This is a genomic window from Rathayibacter sp. AC182, from assembly GCF_979253875.1.
The window spans coordinates 1,681,337-1,703,266 of the sequence record NZ_CEEDEK010000005.1 but is presented as its reverse complement, the minus strand read 5'-3'; the positions used below and the strand labels follow the sequence as shown (position 1 = coordinate 1,703,266).

The window sequence follows — 21,930 nt, the reverse complement described above, 5'->3', positions numbered from 1 at the left end:
TTGCTCTGTCACTCGGTGTGCGGCGGTCCGCTCTTGCGGCCGTCTTCCTCGACGTTAAGCGCGAGCCGCCTGGGAGCGCACCGGGTTGCGGGATGCCCCGAACGTGATAGAAACCCGTCCGGGACCCCGCTCCCAGCTTCAGACCAGCAGCTCGAGCTCCGACGCCAGCGGGACGTCCTCGAGCGAGGTGCCGACGCGGATCGTGAAGGCTCCGGCCTCGTAGTCCCAGCCGTCGCTCCACGTCGCGAGCAGTCGCGGTGGGCACGGTCACCGCGATCTGCGCGGCGGCTCTCGGCCTCGATGCTCGCGCCTCGAAGCCGACCAGCCAGCGCACCGGGCGCTCGACGGCGGAGTCGCGGCGCTCGGCGTAGGCCTGCAGCACCACCTTGCCCGCGCGGTCGCCGGTGTTGACGACGTCGACCAGCAGCACCGCGTCCTCGCCGGCCCGGACGGGCTCGACGGAGGCCAGGCGACACGAGGTCGAACGACGTGTAGCCGAGGCCGTGGCCGAAGCCGTAGGCCGGCTCGACCTCGCTCCGCAGCCACGCGCGGTAGCCGATGTGGATGCCCTCGTCGTAGTGCAGCTCGCCGTCGGTGGGCAGCGTCGAGAGCACGGGGACGTCCTCGATCGCGGCCGGCCAGGTCGTGGGGAGGCGCCCGCCCGGCTCGACGGCGCCGAGCAGGACGTCGGCGACCGCGTCGCCCATCTCCTGCCCGCCGAAGTAGCCGACGAGCACGGCGGCGACCTCGTCGCGCCAGGGCAGCAGCACCGGCGATCCGGAGTTGACGACCAGCGACCGTGCGCGGGTTCGCCGCGGCGACGGCGCGCACGAGGGCGTCCTGCTGCCCGGGGAGGTCGAGGGAGCTGCGGTCGTAGCCCTCGGACTCGACGGCGGAGTTGGTGCCGACGACCACGAGCGCGACGTCGGCGTCGCGGGCGAGCGCCACCGCCTCGGCGATGAGCTGCTCGGCGGGGGTGTCGGCGGGCTCGATGCCGTAGGTGAAGCCGAGGGCTCCCTCGAGCTCGCCGTCGGTGTGCTCGATGTCGTACTCGATGCGGATGTCGACGGGCGTGCCGGCGGTGACCTGCAGCGGGCCCGAGACCGACGGCGGCGCCAGGAGCGCGGCTCCGAGGTCGGCGCCGACCGGGGCGAGGGTCTCCTCGAGGAACAGGTCCCCGTCGACGAAGATGCGCGCGGTGCCCACGACCGCGAAGCCCAGGCGCACGGTCGCGTCGGCCTCGGGGGTCAGCACCGTCGAGAACTCGACGCGAGCGGACGCCGCGATCGGCGCGGTGCCGCCGAACCAGACGAGCGCGGTGGCGCGGCGGTCCTCGACGAACAGCTCGGTGCCCTCCGCGTCGAGGAAGCGCACCCGCTGGCCGGGCTCCCCCGTGACCGGGTTGGTGATGGTCCTCGAGCGCGAGCGGCGCGACTCCGTCCTGCACGATCGCGCCGAGGGCGTAGTCGACGCGCGCGCCGGGCAGCGCGGCGCGGATCCCGTCGAGCGGGGTGACGACCTTCTCGGGCAGGACCGTCGCCGATCCGCCGCCCTGCGTGCGGGCGTCGCGGGCGTTGTGGCCGATGACGGCGACCGAGGAGAGGGCGGAGGCGTCCCAGGGCAGCTCGCCGGTGTTGCGCAGCAGCACGCTGCCCGCGGCGGCGGCCTCGCGGGCGAAGGCGCGGCCGTCCTCGACGAGCACCGGCTCGGCGACGGCGGGGGCGAAGCCCTCGAGGGCGCCGACGCGAGCGGCGAGGCGGAGGATCCGGCGCACCTTGCGGTCGATCACCGACTCCTCGATCGAGCCGTCGCGGACGGCGGCGACGAGCGCCGCGCCCCAGGGCCCGTCGGGGCCGGGCATCACGAAGGTCCTGCGCCGCGCGGGCGCTGTCGACCGAGCGCACCGCGGTCCAGTCGCTGATGACCACTCCGTCGAAGCCCCACTCGCTGTTCAGCGGCGTCTCGAGGAGGTCGTTCTCGGTGGCGGTCGTGCCGTTGATCGAGTTGTAGGAGCTCATCACGAGCCAGGCGCGGGTCTCGACGATCGCGCGCTCGAAGGCGAGGAGGTAGAGCTCGCGCAGGGCGCGGTCGCCCACGCGCACGTCGACGGTGAAGCGGTCGGTCTCGGAGTCGTTGGCGATGTAGTGCTTGGGAGTCGCTCCCACGCCGTTCTCCTGCACGCCGCTCACGTAGGCCGCGGCCAGGTCGGCGGTGAGCACCGGGTCCTCGCTGAAGCCCTCGAAGTGGCGGCCGCCCAGGGGCGAGCGGTGCAGGTTGATGGTCGGGCCGAGCACGACGTCGACGTCCTTCCGGCGCGCCTCGACCGCGGCGGCGGCCTCCGTAGCGCCTGGCGATCGAGCGGTCCCAGGAGGAGGACAGCGCGGTCGCCGCGGGCAGGTTGAGCGAGGGCGAGCGCTCGTCCCAGACCTCGCCGCGCACGCCGGACGGGCCGTCCGAGACGAGCATGCGGCGCAGGCCGATGCTCTCGATCGGCCAGGTGGTCCAGAAGTCGCGGCCGGTGAGCAGCTGCACCTTCTCCTCGAGGTCGAGGCGGCCGATCAGCTCGGTCAGGCGGGCATCGGCGTCGGGGCCCTCCGCCCAGAGGAGGAGGCGGTGGTGGTGTCGGTCACAGGAGTCTCTCTTCGTCGAACGGGCTCGGCGACGGCGTCGTCACTCGAAACCTAGCATTGGTTGGTTTTAATGCGCCCAGGCTGCAGTGCAGAAGGGTTCAGTGCAGCGGGCTCAGCGCTGCGCCGTCAGCAGGGCTCGGCGCTGCTCGCGCCGCTCCTCCTGCCGCACCGGGTCGGCCACGGGCGCCGCGAGGAACAGGCGCTGCGTGTAGGGATGCGCGGGCCGCGCGGTGACCTGGTCGCCGTCGCCCCACTCCACGATCTCGCCGTGGTACATCACGGCGACGCGGTGCGAGAGGTGCCGCACGACCGCCAGGTCGTGCGAGACGAAGAGGTACGCCACTCCGGTGCGCTCCTGGATCTCGGTGAAGAGGTCGAGGACGCGGGCCTGGGTGGAGAGGTCCAGCGCCGAGACGGGCTCGTCGCAGACGATGAGCCGCGGCTCGAGGGCGAGCGCCTGGGCGATCGCGATCCGCTGCCGCTGCCCGCCCGAGAACTCGCGCGGGAGCCGGTCGGCGGCGGACTGCGGGAGCCCGACCTGATCGAGCAGCTCGCGCACCCGCTGGGACGCGACCTTCGCGTCGACCTTCCGCACCGTCAGCGGCTCGACCAGGATCTGCTCGATCGTCAGCGACGGGTTGAGCGAGGTGTACGGATCCTGGAACACGACCTGGATCTCGGACGAGAGTCCGCGCCGCTGCCGGCGATCCAGGTGCGCGATGTCGCGGCCGTTGTAGAGGATCTCGCCGCCGGTGACCGGGGCGAGCCCGAGCACCGCGCGGCCGAGGGTCGTCTTGCCCGAGCCGGACTCGCCGACCAGTCCCACGGTCTCGCCGGGGCGGATGTCGAGCGAGACGCCCTTCAGCGCGCGGAAGGGCGTGGCGCGGAAGCCCTTGCCGGGGTACTCGACGACGACGTCCTTGACGTCCAGGAGCAGATCGCTCATCGTCCGTCCTCCTTCGATGATGCTGCGGTGGCGGCGGCTGCGGTGGTGGCGGCTGCGGTGGTGACGAGCGGTCCGCGGGCGGGCCCCTCCTCGAGGATCGCGTCGAACAGGGCGCGGGTGTACGGGTGGCGGGGGTCGGCGAAGATCGAGCGGACGGGGCCGGTCTCCACGATCCGCCCGTCGCGCATCACGGAGACGCGGTCGCACAGGTCGGCGACGACGCCGAAGTTGTGCGTGACGAGGATCATGCCCATGTCGAGCTCGGACTGCAGCTCGCGGAGCAGGTCGAGCACCTCGGCCTGCACCGTCACGTCGAGCGCGGTGGTCGGCTCGTCGGCGATCAGCAGGTCGGGGTCGCACGAGACGGCGCCGGCGATGAGCACGCGCTGCGCCATGCCGCCCGAGACCTCGTGCGGGTAGGCGTCGAACGTGCGCTTCGGGTCCGGGATTCCGACGCGGGCGAGCAGCGCGAGCGCCCGCTCCGTGGCCGCCGCCTTCGAGAGGCCGAGGCAGAGCCGGATCGGCTGCACGAGCTGGGTGCCGATGGTGAAGGACGGGTCGAGGTTCGACATCGGCTCCTGCGGGATGTACGCGATGCGCTTGCCGCGCAGCTTCGTCATCTCCTTCTCGGAGAGGTGGGCGAGGTCGGATCCGTCGAAGACGATCGAGCCGCCCGTGATGCGGCCGCCCTCGGGCAGCAGGCGCAGCACCGACCAGGCGGTCTGCGTCTTGCCCGAGCCGGACTCGCCGATCAGGCCGTGGATCTCGCCGCGGCGCACCGACAGCGAGACGTCGTGCACGACCGTCTTCACGGATCCGTCGCCCTGGCCGTAGCCGACCGACAGGTTCGTCACGCGGAGGACCTCCTCGGCGCGGACCGCTCCCGCGGGCTCCTCGTGGACGACGGTCCGCGGAGTCGCGGCGTCCTCCTCGAGCATGGTGCGGATGCCGATGGTCGACAGGGTCGTCGGCACGGTCGCGGCCGTCGAGGCGGCCTTGCGCTTCTTCGAGCGGGTGCCGCCGGAGGCGCTGCGCTCGAGCTCGTCGCGCATCGCGTTGCCCAGCAGGGTCAGCGCGATCGAGGTGAGGGCGATCGCGAGGCTCGGCCAGAGCATGAGCACGGGCGCGTTGAAGATGTTCGAGAAGCCGTCGTTGAGCATCGATCCCCAGGTCGGGATCGAGAGGTCGCCCAGACCGAGGAACTCGAGTCCGGCCTGGATCGCGATGGCGATGCCGGCGATGAGCGCCGCCTGGATGATGACGGGCGCGCGGACCACCGTGAGGATGTGCCGCGCGATGATGCGGCCGTTCGAGAGGCCGGAGACGCGGGCCGCGTCGACGAACAGCTCGCCGCGCACCGCGGTGACGGAGGCGTAGACCAGCCGGTGGAACGCGGGCGACATCAGGACTCCGAAGATCGCCATCGACAGCCACATCGACGGGCCGATGACCGCGCGGGCCGCCAGCAGCACGACGAAGCCGGGCAGCGCCATGATCAGTCCGGAGGTCCAGGCCGACACGGAGTCGAACCAGCCGCCGAAGTAGCCGGCGAGCAGACCGCTCGTGACGCCGATGACGAGCGCGACGAGCAGGGCCACCGCGGCGCCCGCGAGGCTGAACTGCGTGCCGAACAGCAGCCGCGAGAGCACGTCGCGGCCGGCGCTGTCGGCTCCGAGCGGGTTCGCGCCGCCGGGAGCGGCGAGCACGTCCTGCAGCGAGGCGCGGTTGGGGTCGGCGGGGGCGAGCAGCGGAGCGAGCAGCGCCGAGAGCACCACGAGGGCCAGGAACACCAGCGACGCGAGGCCGACCGGGTTCTTCAGGAGACGGCGGAAGAGGTGCGAGCGCGCGGCGCGCTCCTCCACGCCGACGGTGAGAGCGGGATCGGGCAGCGGGGCGGTCGCGGTCATGAGAGGCGCACCTTCGGGTTGAGCCAGCCCTGGGCCAGGTCGATGAGCAGGTTGACGATGACGACGATGATCGCGGTGACGAGCACGAGGCCCATCACGAGCGGGATGTCGCCCTGGGTGGTCGCGGTGACCGCGACCTGGCCGAGACCCGGGATCGCGAAGATCTGCTCCACGATCACCGCGCCGCCGAGGAGGCCGATGAACTGCACGGCCAGGACCGCCAGCGCCGGACCGCCGGCGTTGCGCAGCACGTGCTGGAACACGACGCGGGAGGCGGGGATGCCGCGGGAGCGGAGCGTGCGGACGTAGTCCTGCCGGAGGGCGTCGATGACCGAGCCGCGCACCTGCTGGGCGACGCCGGCGATGCCTCCGATCGCGAGGGCGAGGATCGGGAGGGTCACCGTGGCGATCCAGCCCGAGGGCGAGTCGGTGAAGTTCACGTACCCGGTGGGCTTGAACCAGCGCAGGTTGATCGCGAACACGGTCACCAGGCCCAGGGCGATGAGGAAGCCGGGGATCGCGAAGCCGAGGATCGAGACGAGCTGCACGAGCTTGTCGGCCCAGCCGCGGCGGACCGCGGCCCACACTCCGAGCACCACGGCGACGACCGCGGAGATCACGGTGGCGCCGACGACGAGCGAGAGCGTGACCGTCAGGCGGGTGGAGATGGCCGCGGTGACGGGCTGGCCGGTGAACCACGAGTTGCCGAGGTTCCCGGTGACGGCCTGGCCGAGCCAGGACGCGTACTGCAGCCAGATGGGCTGATCGAGGCCGAGCTGCGCGGCGCGCTGGGCCACCGCCTCCGGTGTCGCGTTCTGTCCGAGGATGCGGCGGGCGATGTCGCCGCCGCCGAGGTAGAGGAGGGCGTACGCGACGATCGAGATCAGCACCACGAGGATGATCCCCGAGATGACGCGTCGCAGGATGAACCTGGTCATCAGTGGTCCTTCCGGTCGGAGACCGACGGAGCGGGAAGAAGGAGAGGGGGCGGGCCGGCCTCGACGGAGACCGGCCCGCGGCGGCGATCAGGCCGGGGTGATGTTCCAGAGGTACGGGTAGGCGTTGCCCGTCTGGGTCTCGACCTTCGTGTTCGCGTCGGTGACGAAGCCTCGACTGCTGGCGGTACCAGGGGGCGAACCAGGCGTTCTCGACCGTGTAGGCGTTGACGGCCTTCACCGCGTCGGCGTAGCCGGCCTCGTCGGCGGTGCGCACGGCCTCGACGAGCGCCTGCAGCTCCGGGTCCTCGTTCTTGAACGGGTTGAAGATCGCGTTCGGGGTGAGCTCGAAGTTGAGCAGCGCCCAGTCGGGGTCCTGCTGCAGCGTCAGCCAGGTGGCGGGGTACTTGGGCGCCAGCACGTCGGCGATGAAGTTGTTGCCCACGTCGGTGTAGTTCACGGTGATGCCGACCTCGGACAGCTGCTGCTGGATCAGCGTGAAGGTCGCGGAGCCGACGAGCGAGGAGGAGGGCATCTCGAGGGTGAAGCCGTCGGGGTAGCCGGCCTCGGCGAGCAGGTCCTTCGCCTTCTCGGGGTCGTAGGGGTAGGCGTCGTCGAGCGACTCGTCGTAGCCCTCGGACGAGGTCGGGAAGATCTGGGTGGTCGGCGTGCCGTAGCCCTGGCCGATCGCCTTGAGCAGCGCCTCCTTGTCGAAGGCGTGGTTGATGGCCTGGCGGACGCGGACGTCGCCGAGGGCGGGGGCGAGGGTGCCGTCGCGGTCCAGGAGGAGGAGGCCGGTCCAGTTGAGCTCGAACGCGTTGACGGTGAAGCCTGACGCCTCGATCTCCTTCAGGTCGTTGTTGTCGACGGTGTTCGCCGCGTTGACCTGGCCGCCCTTGATGGCGTTCACCAGAGCGGTGGAGTCGCTGTAGACGTTGATGACGAGGTCGTCGTAGTGGACGGACTCCTCGTCCCAGTAGTCCTCGCGGGCCGTGAAGGCGTAGGAGGTGCCGATGACGGTCTTGGACGCGTCGAGCTCGTACGGGCCGGAGCCGACCGGGGTGGTCTGGATGTCGGCCGAGTCGAACGCGGAGGGCGCCTCGACGAGGCCGGCGTTCTGCGTCAGGTAGAAGAGGAAGGTGGGGTTCGCCTGCTTCAGCGTGACGGTGACGGTGGAGGCGTCGGTCGCGACGGCGTCGGCGAGGTCGGCCATCTTGTTGGTGTCGGGAGAGTTGCCGTCGCGGAAGCGGATCAGGTTCGCGGCGACCGCCTCGGCGTCCAGCGGCGTGCCGTCGCTGAACGTGACTCCGTCGCGGATCGTCAGCGTGAGGACGGTGTTGTCCTCGTTCCAGGTCCACTCGGTGGCGAGCCCCTCGACGATCGTGCCGTCGGGGTCGGCGCGCAGCACCGTGTCGTACACGGCCTGCATGTAGGGCGACTCGTTCGCCCAGTAGGAGTCCGCCGCGGCGAACGTCGACAGGGTCTGGATGGCGCCGAGGGTGAGCGTGTCGCCCGAGCCGCCGGAGGAGCCTCCTCCTGCATCGGCAGCGCAGCTGGTCAGACCGACCATCGTCGTGACGGCGATCGCAGCGGCCGCCAGCCTCTTCCATCGGAACATCTTTGGTCTCCCGGTTCTCCCGGCACGTCCATGAGCCGGTGCCGAGGAAGCTAACACGAAAAACAGACGACCCCTAGGTTTTGGTGGAAAAAACTTCTCGGCGTTAGGTTTTCGTGATCTCGGCGGTCTGGCCGGTGCTTCAGATGCGGCTCGATCCGCGCCGTTCCGGCCCTGTGATGAAAAAGTTCTCGGGAAAGGCTTTTGACGCAGAAACCTCGACGGGCTAGGTTTCTCACACCGGGGGCCGTGATCGACCTCCCCCGGCGACCGGCGTCGGCACCGCTCGCCCTCGGCTCCCGGCCGCAGCACCCGGCCTCAGCACTCGGGCTCAGCACTCGCCCTCGGCACCCGCTCACAGCACTCGCCCACACCCTCGCAACGACGCGCCAGGAGGAACCCCATGGCACTCCCCACCTCGCCACCGCGCCGACCGCGCGGGCAGTACGCGAAGACCGCCGCGCGCCGGGCCGAGATCGTCGCCGCGGGCCTGGAGGTCTTCTCGGCGAGCGGCTACCACGCCGCGTCCCTCCGCGAGATCGCCGAGAAGGTCGGGCTCAGCCAGGCCGGCGTGCTGCACCACTTCGCCAACAAGTGGGAGCTGCTCTCGGCGGTCCTCACCCTCCGCGACGACCACTCGATCACCCGGGTGCCCAGCGGCGGATCCGTGCCCGGCATCCAGACCGTCCGCGCGCTCGTCGACCTCGTCGCCTACAACACCCGCATCCCCGGGCTCGTCGAGCTGCAGTGCGTCCTCTCGGCCGAGGCGACGCACGCCGACCACCCCGCGCACGAGTACTTCGCGAAGCGCTACCGCTTCGTCATCGACCTGTTCACCGACGCGTTCGGCGACATGCTCACCCGGGGCCAGCTCGTGCCCGGAGTGGACCCCCGCAGCGCCGCGATCCGCATCGTCGCGACCATGGACGGCCTCCAGGTGCAGTGGCTCCTGCAGCGCGACTCCCTCGACATGCAGGCCGAGTTCCGCCGGACCGTGCAGACGCTGATCACCGTGGAGGTGTGAGATGGCCTTCACCCGCGACTCGACTCTGGCGAGCGTCCTGGACACGCCGGAGGCCGCCGCTCTCGTCCGCCGCCACGCGCCCGGCGTCGTGAACTCGCCGCTGCTCGTGCAGCTGCGCTCGGCTCCGCTGGGCCTGGTGGTGGGCCTGGATCCGCTGCTCGGAGGCGACGAGGCGCGCGCCGCGGCGTTCTGGTCGGCCCTCGCCGAGGTCGATGACTCCGCCCTCGCGCCGCCACGACCCGAGCGCGTGATCGCGGTGCCCCGCGACGACTACGAACTGCAGTCGTCGCCGCGCGGATCCGCTGCGCTGCGACCGCCCACGGCCGGGTCGGTGCACGCGCCCTGCGAGATCGTCGTCGACGGCCCGTCGCACGGGAACCCCTTCGTCGACGTCGAGTTCTCGGTCGAGTTCCGGCTCGATGACGACGGCACGGGAGCCTCGGCAGTGCGAACCGCCGCCTCGGTCGTGCGCGTCGGCGGCTTCTACGACGGCGACGGCGTCTACCGCGCCCGCTTCCTCCCGAGCGCCGCGGGGACGTGGACCTTCCGCACCTCCTCCACCGCCCGCTCGCTCGACGGTCTGACCGGTGCCGTCGAGGTGGGGCCGGCGCTGCCGGACGCGCACGGTCCCGTCCGCGTCGCCGACGGCTTCCACTTCGCCCACGCGGACGGCGTCCGCCACGTCCCGCTCGGCACGACCGCCTACGCCTGGACGCACCAGAGCGCCGAGCTCGAGGAGGCGACCCTCGCGACGCTCGCCGAGGGGCCCTTCACGAAGGTGCGGATGTGCCTCTTCCCGAAGGCGTACCTCTACAACGCGAACGAGCCCGAGCGGTACCCGTTCGAGCGCGACGCCGACGGCGGGTGGGACGTCGAGCGACCCGTGCCCGAGTTCTTCCGCCACTTCGAGGAGCGCGTCGCCGACCTCGACCGGCTGGGGATCCAGGCCGACGTGATCCTCTTCCACGCCTACGACCGCTGGGGCTTCTCGGACCTCGGACGTGCCGCCGACGACCTCGTCACGCGGCACGTCGTGCGCCGACTCTCGGCCCTGCCGAACGTCTGGTGGTCGCTCGCGAACGAGTACGACCTGCTGTGGTCCAAGAGCGTCGAGGACTGGGAGCGGCTCGCGGCGATCGTCGTCGACGAGGACCCCGTGGGGCACCTGCTGTCGATCCACAACTGCTTCGGCTTCTACGACTACTCGCGCCCCTGGATCACCCACGCGAGCGTGCAGCGGATCGACGTGTACCGCACCGCCGAGAACACCGACGCATGGCGCGAGGAGTGGGGCAAGCCCGTCGTGATCGACGAATGCGCCTACGAGGGCGACATCGACCAGGGCTGGGGCAGCATCACCGGCGAGGAGATGACCCGGCGGTTCTGGGAGGGAGCGGTGCGCGGCGGCTACGTCGGCCACGGCGAGACCTACCTCAACGACCGCGAGGAGCTGTGGTGGTCCAAGGGCGGCGAGCTCGTCGGCGACAGTCCCGACCGCATCGCGTTCCTCCGCCGCATCACCGCCGAGATGCCCGACGGCCGCATCGACCCGATGGCGTCCGAGTGGGACGCGCCGTGGGGCGCCTCGGGAGGAGTGCAGCTCGTCTACTTCGGCTTCAACCGGCCGCGGTTCCGCACGATCGTGCGCGATCCCGCCGACCGCTGGATCGTCGATGTGATCGACACCTGGTGCATGACGGTGGACCGCGTGCCGGGGGTCTTCTCGGGGTCCTTCCGCGTGGAGCTGCCGGGCCGGCAGTACGTGGCGATCCGGCTGACGAAGGTCGCGGAGGCCGCCGGAGCCTCTTCTTCCGCGGGGGTCCCCGCATGAGCGCCCGCCTCCGCGTCGTCTCGGACAACGACTACTCCGGCGACCCCGACGGACTGGTGCAGCTCGCGCAGCACGCGCTCTCGCCCTCGGTCGAGCTCGCGCTCGTGATCGGCTCGCATCTGCGGCCCGGCGATCCGTTCGACCCCTCCGACCGCACCTCCGAGAACGCGGCCGTTGCGGCGCGACGGGTGCTCGAGCTGTGCGGTCGCTCCGACGTGCCGGTGATCGCGGGCTCGCCCGTCGCGCTCGCGGCGAACCCGACGCCCTCCCCGCCGCGCGCGCCCTGGTGGCCGAGGCTCTGCGGGACGACCCGCGACCGCTGTACGTCTGCGCCGGCGCGGGGCTCACCGAGATCGCCGCCGCGCTGCGCCTCGAGCCGGCGATCGCCTCGCGGATGACCCTCGTCTGGATCGGCGGGCCGGAGCACCCCGGCCTCGCCTCACCGCCGCCCGGCGCGATGCCGATCGAGTACAACCTCCTGATCGACGTGCCCGCCGCCGCCGAGGTGCTGGCCTCGGCCGTGCCCGTGCAGCAGTTCCCGCGCGACGCGTACCGCACCGTGCTCGCCTCCGTCGCCGAGCTGCGCGTGCGGATGGGCGGCGCCGGCGAGCTGGGCCGGCACCTGTTCGACGCGCTCGACTCGGTCGCCCGGATGGCCGAGCGGCACGGCCTGAGCCTGGGCGAGACCTACGCCCTCGGCGACAGCCCGCTCGTGCTCGCCACGGCCCTGCTGTCGGCGTTCGAGCCCGACACGTCGTCGAGCCGGAGCGTCCTCGTGCCGCGGCCGGGCATCGACGCCGACGGGCAGTACTGCGCGGGGAACGGCGGGCCGGACCTGCGCGTGTTCACGCAGGTGGACACGCGGCTGCTGCTCGAGGACCTCTACGCGAAGCTGGCGCTGCACTCCCTCACCCGCTGAGGCCGGGGGCGGCGGGGCCCAGCACGGCAGAGTCGGGCGCGCGCAGCGTCCTCGGCACCAGGCCCTCGTCGGCGAGCAGCCTCGCCGCCGCGAGCGTCGCCAGGTCGTGTCCGTGCCGTCCGATCAGCTGCGCCGCGATCGGCAGTCCGGAGTCGCGACCGAGAGCGATCGGGACGACCGTCGACGGTCCGCCGGCGAGGTTCGCCAGACAGCTCCAGCGCCCGATCACGCGCGTGGATCCGGCCTCGAGCGGCGCGAGCGGTGCCGCGGAGGGCACGGTCGGGGCGAGGACCACGTCGACGCCGTCGAGCTGATGCTCCCAACGCTCGCGGAGTCGCAGCTGGGCGTCCCAGTCGGCCCACGCTTGCGCGACGGCGGCGCCGGCCGCGGGGTCGCCGACCGTGTCGAGGGCGCGCTCGCGCTCGGGCCCGGTGCCGCTCTCGAGCAGCACCCCGAAGGCGATCTCGTGCTGCACCAGGCGGTCGAAGAGCTGCTCCGCCTCCTCCGCGGCGAGGACCGAGCCCGTGATCGGCACGAGCGTCGCCCCCGCCCCGCTCAGCCGCCGGGCGAGGTCGTCGAGCGCCGCGGCGGTCTCGTCGTCGACCGGGGCGGACTCCTCCGACAGCCAGAGCCCCACCCGCAGCCCGCGGACGTCGGTGAACGGCGGTCTCGGCAGGTCCAGCCGCCAGGGCCCGGAGTCGACCGTGCCTGCGAGCACCGCGACGAGCGCGGACAGGTCCTCGGCCGAGCGCGCGAGCGGTCCGGCGACGGAGGCCGTGGGCTCGAGGCGGGTCGCCGTCGGCCAGGGCAGATGGCCGCGCTTGGACACGAGCCCCGCGCTCGGCCGATGCCCGCAGACCCCGTTCCAGGCCGCCGGGATGCGGATCGAGCCGGTCAGATCGCTCCCGAGGTCGCCCCACGAGAGCCCCGCGGCGACGGCCGCCGCCGACCCGCCCGACGATCCCCCCGCCGAGCGGTCGGCTCCCCACGGATTGGCGGCGCGACCGTGCAGGTCGTTCACGGTGTCGTAGGAGTCGAGCAGCGGAGGCACGTTCGTCTTGCCGAGGAGGATCGCATCGGCCGCGCGCAGGGCGGCGACCGCGGGAGCGTCCTGCCGTGAGAGGTGGAGCGTGCCGGACGTTCCGGCGCTGCCCGGGAGGCCGCGGACCTCGAAGGAGTCCTTCACGGTCAGCGGCACCCCGGCGAGAGGCCCGAGCGGCTCGCTCCTCCTGCGCCGGTCGTCGACGGACCGCGCCGCGACGAGCACCGCCTCCGGATCCCAGGCGACGACCGTCCCGCTCTGCGCGTCGAGCGCCGCGAGCCGGTCGGCGGCCACCTCGACGGCCGACACCTCGCGGGACTCCAGGGCGCGGAGCAGCTCCGTGATGCTCGAGAACGGGACGGCGGCGGTCCTCCCGATCATCGGAGGCTCGACGTGGTTCCCGCGAGCACGCCGGCCTCGACATCCGCTGCGACCCGAGCCAGACACGCCTCGAGATCGCCGCGGACGACGGTGCTCGAGGAGGACAGCATGAGGTTGAACGGCGCGCCGAAGTTCTCGACCGACATGCCCTCGGCGTCGACGTAGCCGGTCGGAGTCGCCGTGACCGGTCCGTGGAAGGCGCGCACGCGGTCGACCGCGGTGTCGCCGTCGGCGGAGTGGACGTAGGACGGCTTCCCGCGGCCGACCGCGTAGCCGACCTCGAAAGAGGTGCCCGAGTCGGGCTCGGGTCCGCGGAAGTGGTTGAGGTCGGCGACGATCACGTCCGCCCGCTCGATGAGGGCGATGTTCTTCGCGTAGATCGCGTCGGCGAGAGCGGTGCTGCCGGCCCCGGCTCCGCTCTTCTCGGTGACGTCGCCCTTGTCGAGGGGCGAGATCGGCTCGAGTCCGTAACGGCGGCAGAGCTCGCGCGTGCGCTCGGCCCGCTCGCGGGCGTCGGGGGCGAAGGCCTCGACGCCGGCGAGGTAGACGTGGACGGGCATGGTGGGACCTCTCGTGGATGGGACGGCGGGGGTCGGGAGGCGGGGATCGGGGCTGAGGCGCCCCGTCCGCTCGGTGATCCGCGCAGTGGGCGGGGTGGCTCCACCCTCGCTCCCCGACCCTGGCAGGCGCCGGTCACCGGCGCGTTTCGGAAGGTTTCGGGGGCGTGAACGCGGTTGCAGTGGCACTGTGGCAGGGGCAGAGGAGCGCGACGGCACTCACTGCCGCCCGGTCAGAAGGGAGCCGCTCGTGGACCGGGTGGCGGCACCCTCATCGGCTGCCGCGTCCCTTCTGGCGGCGGACCTGGCGGCTCGACCGTCAGGATGCGACCCGCGGGGCTGCGCCAGCGGACGCCGCCGTCGCCCAGGTTCTCGGGGCTCCAGGTGCTGAGGTGCCGGAGCCGGTGGTGCGCGGCGCAGAGGTGGGCGAGGTTCGCGGCGTCGGTGGCGCCTCCGTACTGCCACGGAACGGTGTGGTCGAGCTCGCTCGTGCGGGCGGTGCGGAGGCAGCCGGGGAAGCGGCAGGTCCCATCGCGGTGGGCGAGGGCTCGGCGCAGCTCGGCCGGTGGTCGGTAGCTCGTGCGACCGACGGCGAGGGTCGCTCCGGTGTGCGGGTCGGTGAGGATCCGCGTGAGGCTCGGTGCTCCTGCGGCCAGCTCCCGTGCCGTCTCGGCGTCGATCAGACCGTAGCCGTCGAGCACCGCGGGCTCGTCGGAGCGGCCGAGCAGCGTGAGGACCGGCACCGTCACGGCGACGACGGCGCGGATGCCGCGCGGGACGGCGGTGCGGGGGCGGACCCGCGGCGAGGCGGATCCGGTCGGAGAGGTGCTTCGAGCCGCCGACTCCGCCGACTCCGGGGCGGGCGACGTCTCACCGTCGAGCAGCAGCGCGGTCGCGACGTCGGCGCGGATCTGCCGGAGGAGGCGCCCGTCCGGCTCGGCGCCTCCGCCGCTCGCCGACTGCACCGAGCGAGCAGCTCGGTCGATGCGGTCGTAGGCGCCGAACGCGTCCTGCGCGGGGACGTGCAGGTGCAGCGTCGCCATGCCGTCGAGCTCGCCGTCGATCCAGACCGCGCGATCCTCCCGGCACCGCCGGTGGCGCTCGCGCAGGGTCTCGGGATGCAGCCGCTCGCGGAGCGCCCTCAACCGACGGCGCAGCTGGGGCGGAGTGCAGGTCGCCGCGAGCACGGCCGCCTCCTCGTCGAACCGCGTCCGCGACTCCGCCGGCACCGCCACCACCTCGGCCGTCACCACGCGCGAGTGCTCGCTCGCGCAGACCCCCGCCTTGAGGGCGGCGAGCACGGCCGGCAGCTCGTTCACGAGGAGGCGGCTCTCCTCGACGAGCGCACCGGCGTGCGCCTCGGACAGGCGGTAGGAGGTCGCGATCTCGGCGACGTGCGCGCGAGCGGCGGCCTCGATCCGCTCGCCCTTCCCGAGCACTCCCGCATCTACGAGGGCCTCGGGCACCGCCATCGCCGTGCGGCGCGACAGCTCGATCAGCTCGGCCTGCTCGCCGTCGATGCGCGACCGGAACCGCCGCAGCGCTCCCGCCGCCTCGATCGCGTGCCCGTAGGCCTCCTCGAAGCAGGCGTGCACAGAGGGCCCGCCCCCGGCGGGTGCTGCGTACGGATCGATCGTTGCCATACCCGGATGATGGCACCGACCACCGACACACGGAGGTGAGGTCTTCTCGATCGGTGGAGAGCAGCTTCATCCCCGAGATGTGAGGGCGATGGGGAAGTTCCGCTCAGAGGATTTCTACGCGAAGCAGTTGCCCTCTACTCTCGTGTCTTCGACAGAACGAGGTCCCAGTGAAGCTCTCCCGCACCGCCGCACTCCTCTTCACGAGCGCTGCCGCTCTCGCACTGGCGGGATGCACTGCCGACGCTCCTCAGAGCGCCGATTCCGACGCGACCGCTGTCACCTCGAGTTCGACCCCTGTCGTGTCAGATCCTCCTGCGACCTCGACGCCGGCGTCCGAATCGGGGACTCGTGCGAATCCGACTCCGATGGACGTGCCCGTCAAGTACGCCGAGGACTCCATCTGGACCTTCTCGGTCGGGTCCACGGACGCGGATGCTGCACCCGAGATCGCTGCTGAGAACGAGTACAACGAACAGGCTGCCCTCGATCAGACCTACGTAACGGCCCCCGTCCACGTGATGATCGCGGACCGGGAGGCCGCGATCGACGGCGCAGACCCGTGGTCGTCGTTCACCATCGAGTACGTCACCGCCGCCGGCAACAGCTTCGACGCGACGACGTGCAACGTCGTCCTGCCGGCGCCAGGCACCCTCACGGAAGTGGGAACGATGTACGGCGGCGCCGAGGCGGACTTCCTCGCATGCGCCCAGGCTCCGATCGCCGACGTTGCGGGAGGCACATGGAGGATCTCCTCCCTCGTCGACTCCGGATCCTTCACATTCTTCGCGGGAGCCTGACCGAGCGCGGCAACCGACCCCCTACTTCTGCACGTCCCCGCCCAGCTGCCCGATGGCGGGCAGCGGTCCGCCGTCGTCGGCGCCCGTGCGGCGCCAGCGGGCGATCGCGTTGCCCAGGTGGTAGATCACGAGCGCCGCGCCCGCGCCCAGGACGATTCCGCCGAGCTGGAAGCCGCCGGAGGAGAAGCTGAAGCCCGCGATCGCGATGACCAGGGCCACGGCGGCCGTGTACTGGTTGACCGGGCGCGAGAAGTCGACGCGGTTGTCGACCCAGATCTTGATGCCGATGACGCCGATCAGGCCGTAGAGCGCGGTGGTCGCGCCGCCCAGGACGCCCGCGGGGATCGAGTTGAAGATCGCCCCGACCTTGGGAGAGAGGCTGAGCAGCACCGCGGTGACGCCGGCGACCCAGTACGCCGCGGTCGAGTACACGCGGGTGGCGGCCATCACTCCGATGTTCTCGCCGTAGGTCGTGGTGCCCGAGCCGCCGAAGGTTCCCGAGACCGCGGTCGCGACGCCGTCGGCGATCAGCGCGCGGCCGGTGTGGGCGTTGACGGAGGGGTCGGTCATGGTCGCGACGCCGCGCACGTGGCCGACGTTCTCGGCGATGAGCACGAGCACGACGGGGAGGAACATCGCGATGCCCGACCACGTCGATCCGGACGCGAAGTCGGGGAAGGAGAAGGGCGGCAGGCCGACCCAGGCGGCGTCGCCAACCGCGGAGTAGTCGATCTCGCCGCGCAGCAGGGCCACGACGTAGCCGATGACGACGCCGACGAAGATCGAGACGCGGCCGAGGAAGCCCCGGAAGAACACTCCGCCGAGGATGATCGCGGCGAGGGTGACCGTCGCCGTGACGAGGGCCTGCTGGTAGCTCGACCAGGCGGTGGGAGCGAGGTTGAAGCCGATCAGGGCCACGATCGCACCCGACACGACCGGAGGCATCAGGCGGTCGATCCAGCCGAGGCCGACGAACTGCACCACGACGCCGACCGCGGCGAGCAGGAGGCCGACGGCGACGATCCCGGCGAGCGCCGATCCGGTGCCGCCGACCGCCGTGGCGGCGGTGACGGGGGCGATGAACGCGAAGCTCGAGCCGAGGTAGCTGGGCAGCTTGTTGCGGGTGATCAGGAGGAAGAGGAGCGTGCCGACACCCGAGAAGAGGAGCGTGGTGGCGACGGGGAAGCCGGTGAGGACGGGAACGAGGAACGTCGCTCCGAACATCGCGACGACGTGCTGCACGCCGATCGCGATCGTGGCGGGCCAGCTGAGCCGCTCGTCGGGGGCGACGACGGCGCCGGGCTCGACGGTGCGGCCGTCTCCGTGCAGGGACCAGGTGGGCATGGGGGCTCCTCGGGCGGGGAAGAAGGGGGCGGAGAAAGAGGGATGCGGAGAAGAAGGGATGCGGGGAAGGAGAAGGGGCGGGCGGATCGCCGGGGTACAGGCTAGCGATCGACGGCCGCCGCGGGAGTGGCGGTGAACTCCCCCGCGCGGGTGACGCCCCTCGCGTCCGGCCTCCGTAGGCTCGCGGGATGGTCTCAGGTCTCGTCGGCTGGCATCTCGCGATCGTCCTCCTCGTGCTCTCGCCCGTGCTCGTGCTCGCGATCGCCGTTCCCGTGTCGTTCGCGCAGGGGCGTGCGCGCAGGGAGGCGGGACTGGTCTCGGATCCCGTCGTGGAGCCGCTGGCGATCGCGGCGTTCGTGCTCGCGTTCCTGGTGGGGCCGGCCGCGGTCGTCTGCGGCGTGCTCGCGCGGTCGCGGATCCGCCGCTCCGGTCGCGCGGGCTGGGGGTTCGCCACCTACGCGGTGATAGTGGGCTGGCTGCTGACCGCGGTCCAGGTCGTCGCCCTCGTCGGGACGATCGCTTCCCTGACGCGCTAGCGGCGCCTCGATGTCGCGCTAGCGGCGCCCGGACCGGCCCTCGACGTGCGCGAGATGCTCCGGCGGGGGACCATGAGGACATGCACGATCCTCTCGCCGACGCCGGACGCTTCGACGCGGTCGCCGCCGCGGTCGCCGACCCGGTCCGCCGCTACCTGTGGCGCCGCGCCGACGCCGCCACGGCCGACGCCGTCCTCGGGCTGACGCTCGGCGTGCTCCGCGAACGGCGGATCGGCCCGCCCGACCCCGTCGCGAAGTCGCTCGCCGTCGCCCGAGCGCTCCTGCGCAGCTCCCTCCGCGCCCAGCGCCGGCAGTCCCTCCTGGCCCAGCGCCTCGCCCTGGTCGAGCCGCCGCAGCTGCAGTCCGACGAGGAGTCGCGGGCGCTGCACGAGTGCGTGCGCCTGGCACTCGCGCGCGTGGCGGAGTCGGACGCGGAGCCCCTGCGGCTCTGGGCGTGGGACGGCCTGGACGCGCACGCGATCGGCATCGTGCTCGGCATGCCCGAGGAGGAGGCGTCGATCCAGCTGGCGAGGGGACGTGCGCGGATGGCGGACGCCCTGCGGCAGCCCGGCGCACCGGAGGTCGGCGCCGAGCTGCGCGGCCTGCTGCGCTCGATCGATCCGGCCGCGGCCCTCCCCCGCTCTCGGGGGCCGATCTCTCGACGGTCCTCTCGGGCGCCGACCGCGACGACGCGGCGCCCCGGCGGCGCTCGCCCTGGCTCATCGCGGGGGTCGGTGCGCTCGCCGTCGCGGCGATCGCCTCCCTCCTCCTGCCGCTCGCCTTCGCCCTCGCGACGTCCTCGGCGCGCCTGGCGAGCACGAGCAACGGCTGCCCGACGGACCCGGCCGCCGCACTCGGCGAGGCGCAGGTCGCGTTCCGCGCGGAGGTCCGCTCGATCGACGACGGAGCGGTGACCCTGCGCGTGATCGAGCGCTACCGGGGCGACATCGGGGACAGCGTCACCGTCAGCACGCCGCGCGGCGCCACCGCGCAGTGGGAGACGGGCATCGACTACCTGGTCGCGGCCGACGCCGAGTCGCTCCTGGGCTGCGGACTGACCGGTCCGAGCTCGCCCGAGCTGACCGGGCTGTACCGGGACGCGTTCGGGGGCGCCGGGATCTGGTGGTCTGCGGCCTGAGAGGCCGGGGTCTGAGTTGTCCGGGGTCCCAGGCGCCCGGGTCCGACCCGCACAACTCAGGCTGGGACGGCCGAGAACGGCGAAAGGCCGCGGATCGGCCCGCTCAGCCTTACTTGCGAGGACGCATTCCGGCCGACCCGGGCGGCCGACTCGCGGAGGGGAGTCTTGTCGCAGAGTGATGGGTGGTGACAGTATCGACTTTCGATACGAATCGCACGACCAACGATACGCCGCCCCCTCTGGAGGACCCGATGCCCCGCCCACTCCTCGTCGCGCTCCGCGGCCTGCTCGCCGTGCTGCTGCTCGGCTGCGTCCTCGTGCAGGTGGCGGTCGGCCCCTTCGCTCTGAACGCGCTCGACGGCGGACCGATCGACGGGGTCCTCGTCGCCGTGATCGTCGCCGGCGTGCTCTGCATCGAGGTGGTCCTGGTGTCGGTCTGGCGGCTGGTGTCGCTGGTGCGCGACGACGTGCTCTTCTCGGGCGACCACCGCTCCGATCTCTGGGTCGACCTCGCGATCGGCGCGTTCCTCTTCGGGGCGGTGCTGGCCCTCGGGGGCGCGGTCGCGGTGCTCGCGGTGGTGCCGGCTCCGATCCCCGCGCTCGCCTTCGGACTCGTCGCCGTGTCGAGCGCGACGCTCGCCCTGCTCGTCATGGTGATGCGGCGGCTCCTGCACCTCGCCGTCGAGCAGCGCAGCGAGCTCGCGGAGGTGGTCTGATGGCGATCGTGCTGCACCTGGACGTCGAGCTCGCGAAGCGGAAGATGTCGGTCACCGATCTGGCGTCGGCCATCGGCATCACGACCGCGAACGTGTCGATCCTCAAGAACGGGCGGGCGAAGGCGATCCGCTTCTCGACGCTCGAGGCGATCTGCTCGGTGCTGGGCTGCCAGCCGGGCGACATCCTGACGTTCGTCCCGGAGGAACTCCCCGTTCCCGAGGCCGCGCGGTGACCCGGAGCGAGCGGCGCGCGGTCGCGATCCTGCTCGGGGCGGTCGGCGCCGCCCTGCTCGTGGGCTGGGCCCTCGTGACGAGCGGGGCGCTTGCGGTGCTCCTCGACCGCGGCTGAGGACCGCCACGGGCGCAGGCCCCCGCCCCCGCGTGCAGAACGTCAGCTGAGAAGGGGCCCGACCGCTGACAGCCGAGCGACCCCACTCGCAGCGGAGGTTCTGCTGCGCTCACGCGGCCACGGCTCTCTCGGCCGGCCGCACGACGACCCGCGGGGCCCAGCCCAGCAGGATCGCGGCGCCCCCGAGCGACAGCTGGCCGACGTACGGCAGCACGGCCGACACCACGGAGCCGTCGCCACCCGAGGTCGCGAAGGAGTCGGCGATCGACATGCCGATGCCGAAGCCGGTGAAGAAGCGCAGGAAGATGGCGGCGCCCACCAGCGCGAGCATCACGATCGCGAGGCGCCGCGGGGTGAGGGCGGCGGCGGTCCGGTGCACGGCGAGCGCCGCCACCAGCAGGGCGGGCACGGTCCAGAACGCGACCCAGATCGCGGTCATCACGAGCGTCGGCTGGAGGGAGAACCCGTCGCGCTCGGCCATCAGCGCGTAGATCGTCGCGAGGTCGGTCCCCGGCACCTTCGCGAGCGGGTTCCAGACGAGCAGGTCGATCGTGCCGAGCACGACGACGGCGAGCATCAGCGCTGCTCCCCGAGAGCGACCGGGACGCGCTGCCGCCGGGTCGCGACGCGGTGCGCCGGCGCGATCGGGCGGGTGCCGCCGAGCACGGCGACTCCGGTGGAGAGACCGGCGAGCACGAGAACGAAGCCCAGAAGCGGGAGCCACCACGGCGCTCCGGGGATCAGGGCGCCGAGGACGACCGTGGCGGGCCCGACGATCGCCAGGAGGAGGAGACGCGGGCCGTGCGGGTCGCGGCCGAGCGGGCGGCACCGGCGAGGTGGACCACTCCGATCACCCCCGCGACGAGCGCCAGCGCGACGACCAGCCGACCGGTCAGCTGCAGCGCGGCGACGACTCCGGCCGACGCGTTCTCGGGCACGATGCCGCCGGCCGTCAGGTAGTAGCCGATCAGGACGACGGCCGCGGCCGTCAGCAGGCCGAGTCCGCGGCGGGCGAGGCGGCGCGGGCGGAGGAAGAGGGCTCCCCGAGTGCGCGGGCAGCGCCCGGTCGAGGGTCGCGCTGAGCACGAGCGCGCCGAGCACCACGTCGCGGCGGCGCAGTCCCGCCTCGGCGGTGCCGGCCGCGTCGGCCCGCCACTCCTCGACGTAGCGTTCGCGGGCCAGCGGAGGGAGGAGTCGGGCGAGCAGGCGCAGCAGCAGGTCGATCACGCGCGGGCCTCCGCTCCGGAGAGGCGGGAGGCGGGCCGGGCCTTCACGGCGTCGAAGCGCGCGACGGCCGAGCGGGCCGCCTCCGCGCCGTCGCCCGTGAGCTCGTAGAGCCGCCGCCGCGGACCGCTGCGATCGGTGTCCGGCTCCCACGACGACGCGACCCAGCCCGCGCCCTCGAGCCGCTCGAGGATCGGGTAGACGCTGCCGGCCGGACGGCCCGTGCGCTTGATCACGAGCATCCCCCACACGGACGCGCCGTCGTCGAGGAGGACGCGGAGCACGTCGACCGTGGCGGGCGTGAGGCGGGCGAGCGGGGTCATGCGCGCAAATCTAGCTATGTAGAGATAGGGCGTCAATGCGGATGCGGCGCCCCTTGGCGCACCTTGAGAGGAT

General features: G+C 72.5%; 20 protein-coding genes and 4 pseudogenes. 9 read left to right on the top strand and 15 right to left on the bottom strand.

Features of this window, described 5'->3' with window-relative positions; genetic code table 11:
- Positions 1 to 8: 8 nt before the first annotated feature.
- The 8 genes and pseudogenes from AC0CII_RS20655 to AC0CII_RS20620 all read right to left on the bottom strand — a co-directional run.
- Entirely contained in the window at positions 9 to 737 is a 729-nt protein-coding gene (locus tag AC0CII_RS20655) for a glycoside hydrolase family 3 protein (RefSeq protein ID WP_465231035.1), read from the bottom strand.
- 118 nt (positions 738 to 855) lie between these two features.
- A pseudogene (locus AC0CII_RS20650) lies at positions 856 to 1,227 on the bottom strand (PA14 domain-containing protein); the annotation flags it as partial.
- A 283-nt stretch (positions 1,228 to 1,510) separates the two neighbouring features.
- Positions 1,511 to 1,861, bottom strand: a pseudogene (locus AC0CII_RS20645) (glycosyl hydrolase); the annotation flags it as partial.
- 85 nt (positions 1,862 to 1,946) lie between these two features.
- Positions 1,947 to 2,294 (bottom strand): annotated as a pseudogene (locus AC0CII_RS20640) (glycoside hydrolase family 3 N-terminal domain-containing protein); the annotation flags it as partial.
- A 448-nt stretch (positions 2,295 to 2,742) separates the two neighbouring features.
- Positions 2,743 to 3,576: an ATP-binding cassette domain-containing protein gene (locus tag AC0CII_RS20635; RefSeq protein WP_465230516.1), complete on the bottom strand. Its 834-nt coding sequence runs from the start codon at positions 3,574 to 3,576 to the stop codon at positions 2,743 to 2,745.
- Positions 3,573 to 5,483, bottom strand: coding sequence for a dipeptide/oligopeptide/nickel ABC transporter permease/ATP-binding protein (locus tag AC0CII_RS20630; RefSeq protein ID WP_465226599.1), 1,911 nt, complete (start codon positions 5,481 to 5,483; stop codon positions 3,573 to 3,575). Before AC0CII_RS20630 ends, AC0CII_RS20635 begins: the two co-directional genes overlap by 4 nt.
- Positions 5,480 to 6,421: an ABC transporter permease gene (locus AC0CII_RS20625; RefSeq protein WP_207407614.1), complete on the bottom strand. Its 942-nt coding sequence runs from the start codon at positions 6,419 to 6,421 to the stop codon at positions 5,480 to 5,482. Before AC0CII_RS20625 ends, AC0CII_RS20630 begins: the two co-directional genes overlap by 4 nt.
- Before the next feature lie 415 nt (positions 6,422 to 6,836).
- Positions 6,837 to 7,847 (bottom strand): annotated as a pseudogene (locus tag AC0CII_RS20620) (ABC transporter substrate-binding protein); the annotation flags it as partial.
- A 589-nt stretch (positions 7,848 to 8,436) separates the two neighbouring features.
- Between AC0CII_RS20620 and AC0CII_RS20615 the strand changes: the two are divergent.
- The 3 genes from AC0CII_RS20615 (at position 8,437) to AC0CII_RS20605 (ending at position 11,807) form a co-directional block, all read left to right on the top strand.
- Positions 8,437 to 9,057, top strand: coding sequence for a TetR/AcrR family transcriptional regulator (locus tag AC0CII_RS20615; protein WP_465226600.1), 621 nt, complete (start codon positions 8,437 to 8,439; stop codon positions 9,055 to 9,057).
- 1 nt (position 9,058) lies between these two features.
- The gene (locus AC0CII_RS20610) at positions 9,059 to 10,888 is read left to right on the top strand and encodes a DUF5605 domain-containing protein (RefSeq protein WP_465226601.1); all 1,830 of its coding nucleotides are present in this window, start codon (positions 9,059 to 9,061) and stop codon (positions 10,886 to 10,888) included.
- Positions 10,889 to 11,087: 199 nt separating this feature from the next.
- Complete coding sequence (locus AC0CII_RS20605) at positions 11,088 to 11,807, top strand: nucleoside hydrolase (protein WP_465230515.1); 720 nt, start codon at positions 11,088 to 11,090, stop codon at positions 11,805 to 11,807.
- Here AC0CII_RS20605 and AC0CII_RS20600 read toward each other — a convergent pair.
- The 3 genes from AC0CII_RS20600 to AC0CII_RS20590 form a co-directional block, all read right to left on the bottom strand.
- On the bottom strand, positions 11,797 to 13,230 hold the full coding sequence (locus AC0CII_RS20600) for an amidase (protein WP_465226603.1): 1,434 nt from the start codon (positions 13,228 to 13,230) through the stop codon (positions 11,797 to 11,799). The two genes, AC0CII_RS20605 and AC0CII_RS20600, sit on opposite strands and share 11 nt — an antisense overlap.
- Positions 13,227 to 13,790, bottom strand: a complete 564-nt coding sequence (locus AC0CII_RS20595; RefSeq protein ID WP_465230514.1) for a nucleoside 2-deoxyribosyltransferase — start codon at positions 13,788 to 13,790, stop codon at positions 13,227 to 13,229. Before AC0CII_RS20595 ends, AC0CII_RS20600 begins: the two co-directional genes overlap by 4 nt.
- 230 nt (positions 13,791 to 14,020) lie before the next feature.
- Positions 14,021 to 15,382 (bottom strand): HNH endonuclease signature motif containing protein, encoded by a 1,362-nt coding sequence (locus tag AC0CII_RS20590; RefSeq protein WP_465230513.1) that lies wholly within the window; start codon positions 15,380 to 15,382, stop codon positions 14,021 to 14,023.
- Between the two features lie 419 nt (positions 15,383 to 15,801).
- On the opposite strand from AC0CII_RS20590, the gene AC0CII_RS20585 reads away from it, so the two are divergent.
- Positions 15,802 to 16,227 carry a hypothetical protein gene (locus AC0CII_RS20585; RefSeq protein ID WP_465230512.1) on the top strand — a complete coding sequence of 142 codons (426 nt, stop codon included), beginning with the start codon at positions 15,802 to 15,804 and terminating at the stop codon, positions 16,225 to 16,227.
- A gap of 21 nt (positions 16,228 to 16,248) precedes the next feature.
- On the opposite strand, the gene AC0CII_RS20580 is transcribed toward AC0CII_RS20585, so the two are convergent.
- Positions 16,249 to 17,571, bottom strand: coding sequence for a uracil-xanthine permease family protein (locus tag AC0CII_RS20580; protein ID WP_465230511.1), 1,323 nt, complete (start codon positions 17,569 to 17,571; stop codon positions 16,249 to 16,251).
- 188 nt (positions 17,572 to 17,759) lie between these two features.
- Between AC0CII_RS20580 and AC0CII_RS20575 the strand changes: the two genes are divergently transcribed.
- The 5 genes from AC0CII_RS20575 (at position 17,760) to AC0CII_RS20555 (ending at position 20,194) form a co-directional block, all read left to right on the top strand.
- Positions 17,760 to 18,107 carry a DUF4190 domain-containing protein gene (locus AC0CII_RS20575; protein WP_465230510.1) on the top strand — a complete coding sequence of 116 codons (348 nt, stop codon included), beginning with the start codon at positions 17,760 to 17,762 and terminating at the stop codon, positions 18,105 to 18,107.
- Positions 18,108 to 18,187: 80 nt separating this feature from the next.
- Complete coding sequence (locus AC0CII_RS20570) at positions 18,188 to 19,021, top strand: RNA polymerase sigma factor (protein WP_465230509.1); 834 nt, start codon at positions 18,188 to 18,190, stop codon at positions 19,019 to 19,021.
- Positions 19,018 to 19,245 carry a hypothetical protein gene (locus AC0CII_RS20565; protein WP_465230508.1) on the top strand — a complete coding sequence of 76 codons (228 nt, stop codon included), beginning with the start codon at positions 19,018 to 19,020 and terminating at the stop codon, positions 19,243 to 19,245. The genes AC0CII_RS20570 and AC0CII_RS20565 overlap by 4 nt, the downstream gene beginning before the upstream one ends.
- A gap of 251 nt (positions 19,246 to 19,496) precedes the next feature.
- Positions 19,497 to 19,961, top strand: a complete 465-nt coding sequence (locus AC0CII_RS20560; RefSeq protein WP_465230507.1) for a DUF2975 domain-containing protein — start codon at positions 19,497 to 19,499, stop codon at positions 19,959 to 19,961.
- Positions 19,961 to 20,194: a helix-turn-helix domain-containing protein gene (locus tag AC0CII_RS20555; RefSeq protein WP_465226612.1), complete on the top strand. Its 234-nt coding sequence runs from the start codon at positions 19,961 to 19,963 to the stop codon at positions 20,192 to 20,194. The genes AC0CII_RS20560 and AC0CII_RS20555 overlap by 1 nt, the downstream gene beginning before the upstream one ends.
- A 225-nt stretch (positions 20,195 to 20,419) precedes the next feature.
- Here AC0CII_RS20555 and AC0CII_RS20550 read toward each other — a convergent pair whose 3' ends face one another.
- The 3 genes from AC0CII_RS20550 to AC0CII_RS20540 are packed head-to-tail and all read right to left on the bottom strand — an operon-like array spanning position 20,420 to position 21,857.
- The gene (locus tag AC0CII_RS20550) at positions 20,420 to 20,887 is read right to left on the bottom strand and encodes a hypothetical protein (protein ID WP_465230506.1); all 468 of its coding nucleotides are present in this window, start codon (positions 20,885 to 20,887) and stop codon (positions 20,420 to 20,422) included.
- On the bottom strand, positions 20,887 to 21,537 hold the full coding sequence (locus tag AC0CII_RS20545) for a hypothetical protein (protein WP_465230505.1): 651 nt from the start codon (positions 21,535 to 21,537) through the stop codon (positions 20,887 to 20,889). The genes AC0CII_RS20550 and AC0CII_RS20545 overlap by 1 nt, the downstream gene beginning before the upstream one ends.
- Entirely contained in the window at positions 21,534 to 21,857 is a 324-nt protein-coding gene (locus tag AC0CII_RS20540) for a PadR family transcriptional regulator (protein WP_465230504.1), read from the bottom strand. The genes AC0CII_RS20545 and AC0CII_RS20540 overlap by 4 nt, the downstream gene beginning before the upstream one ends.
- Positions 21,858 to 21,930 lie beyond the last annotated feature (73 nt).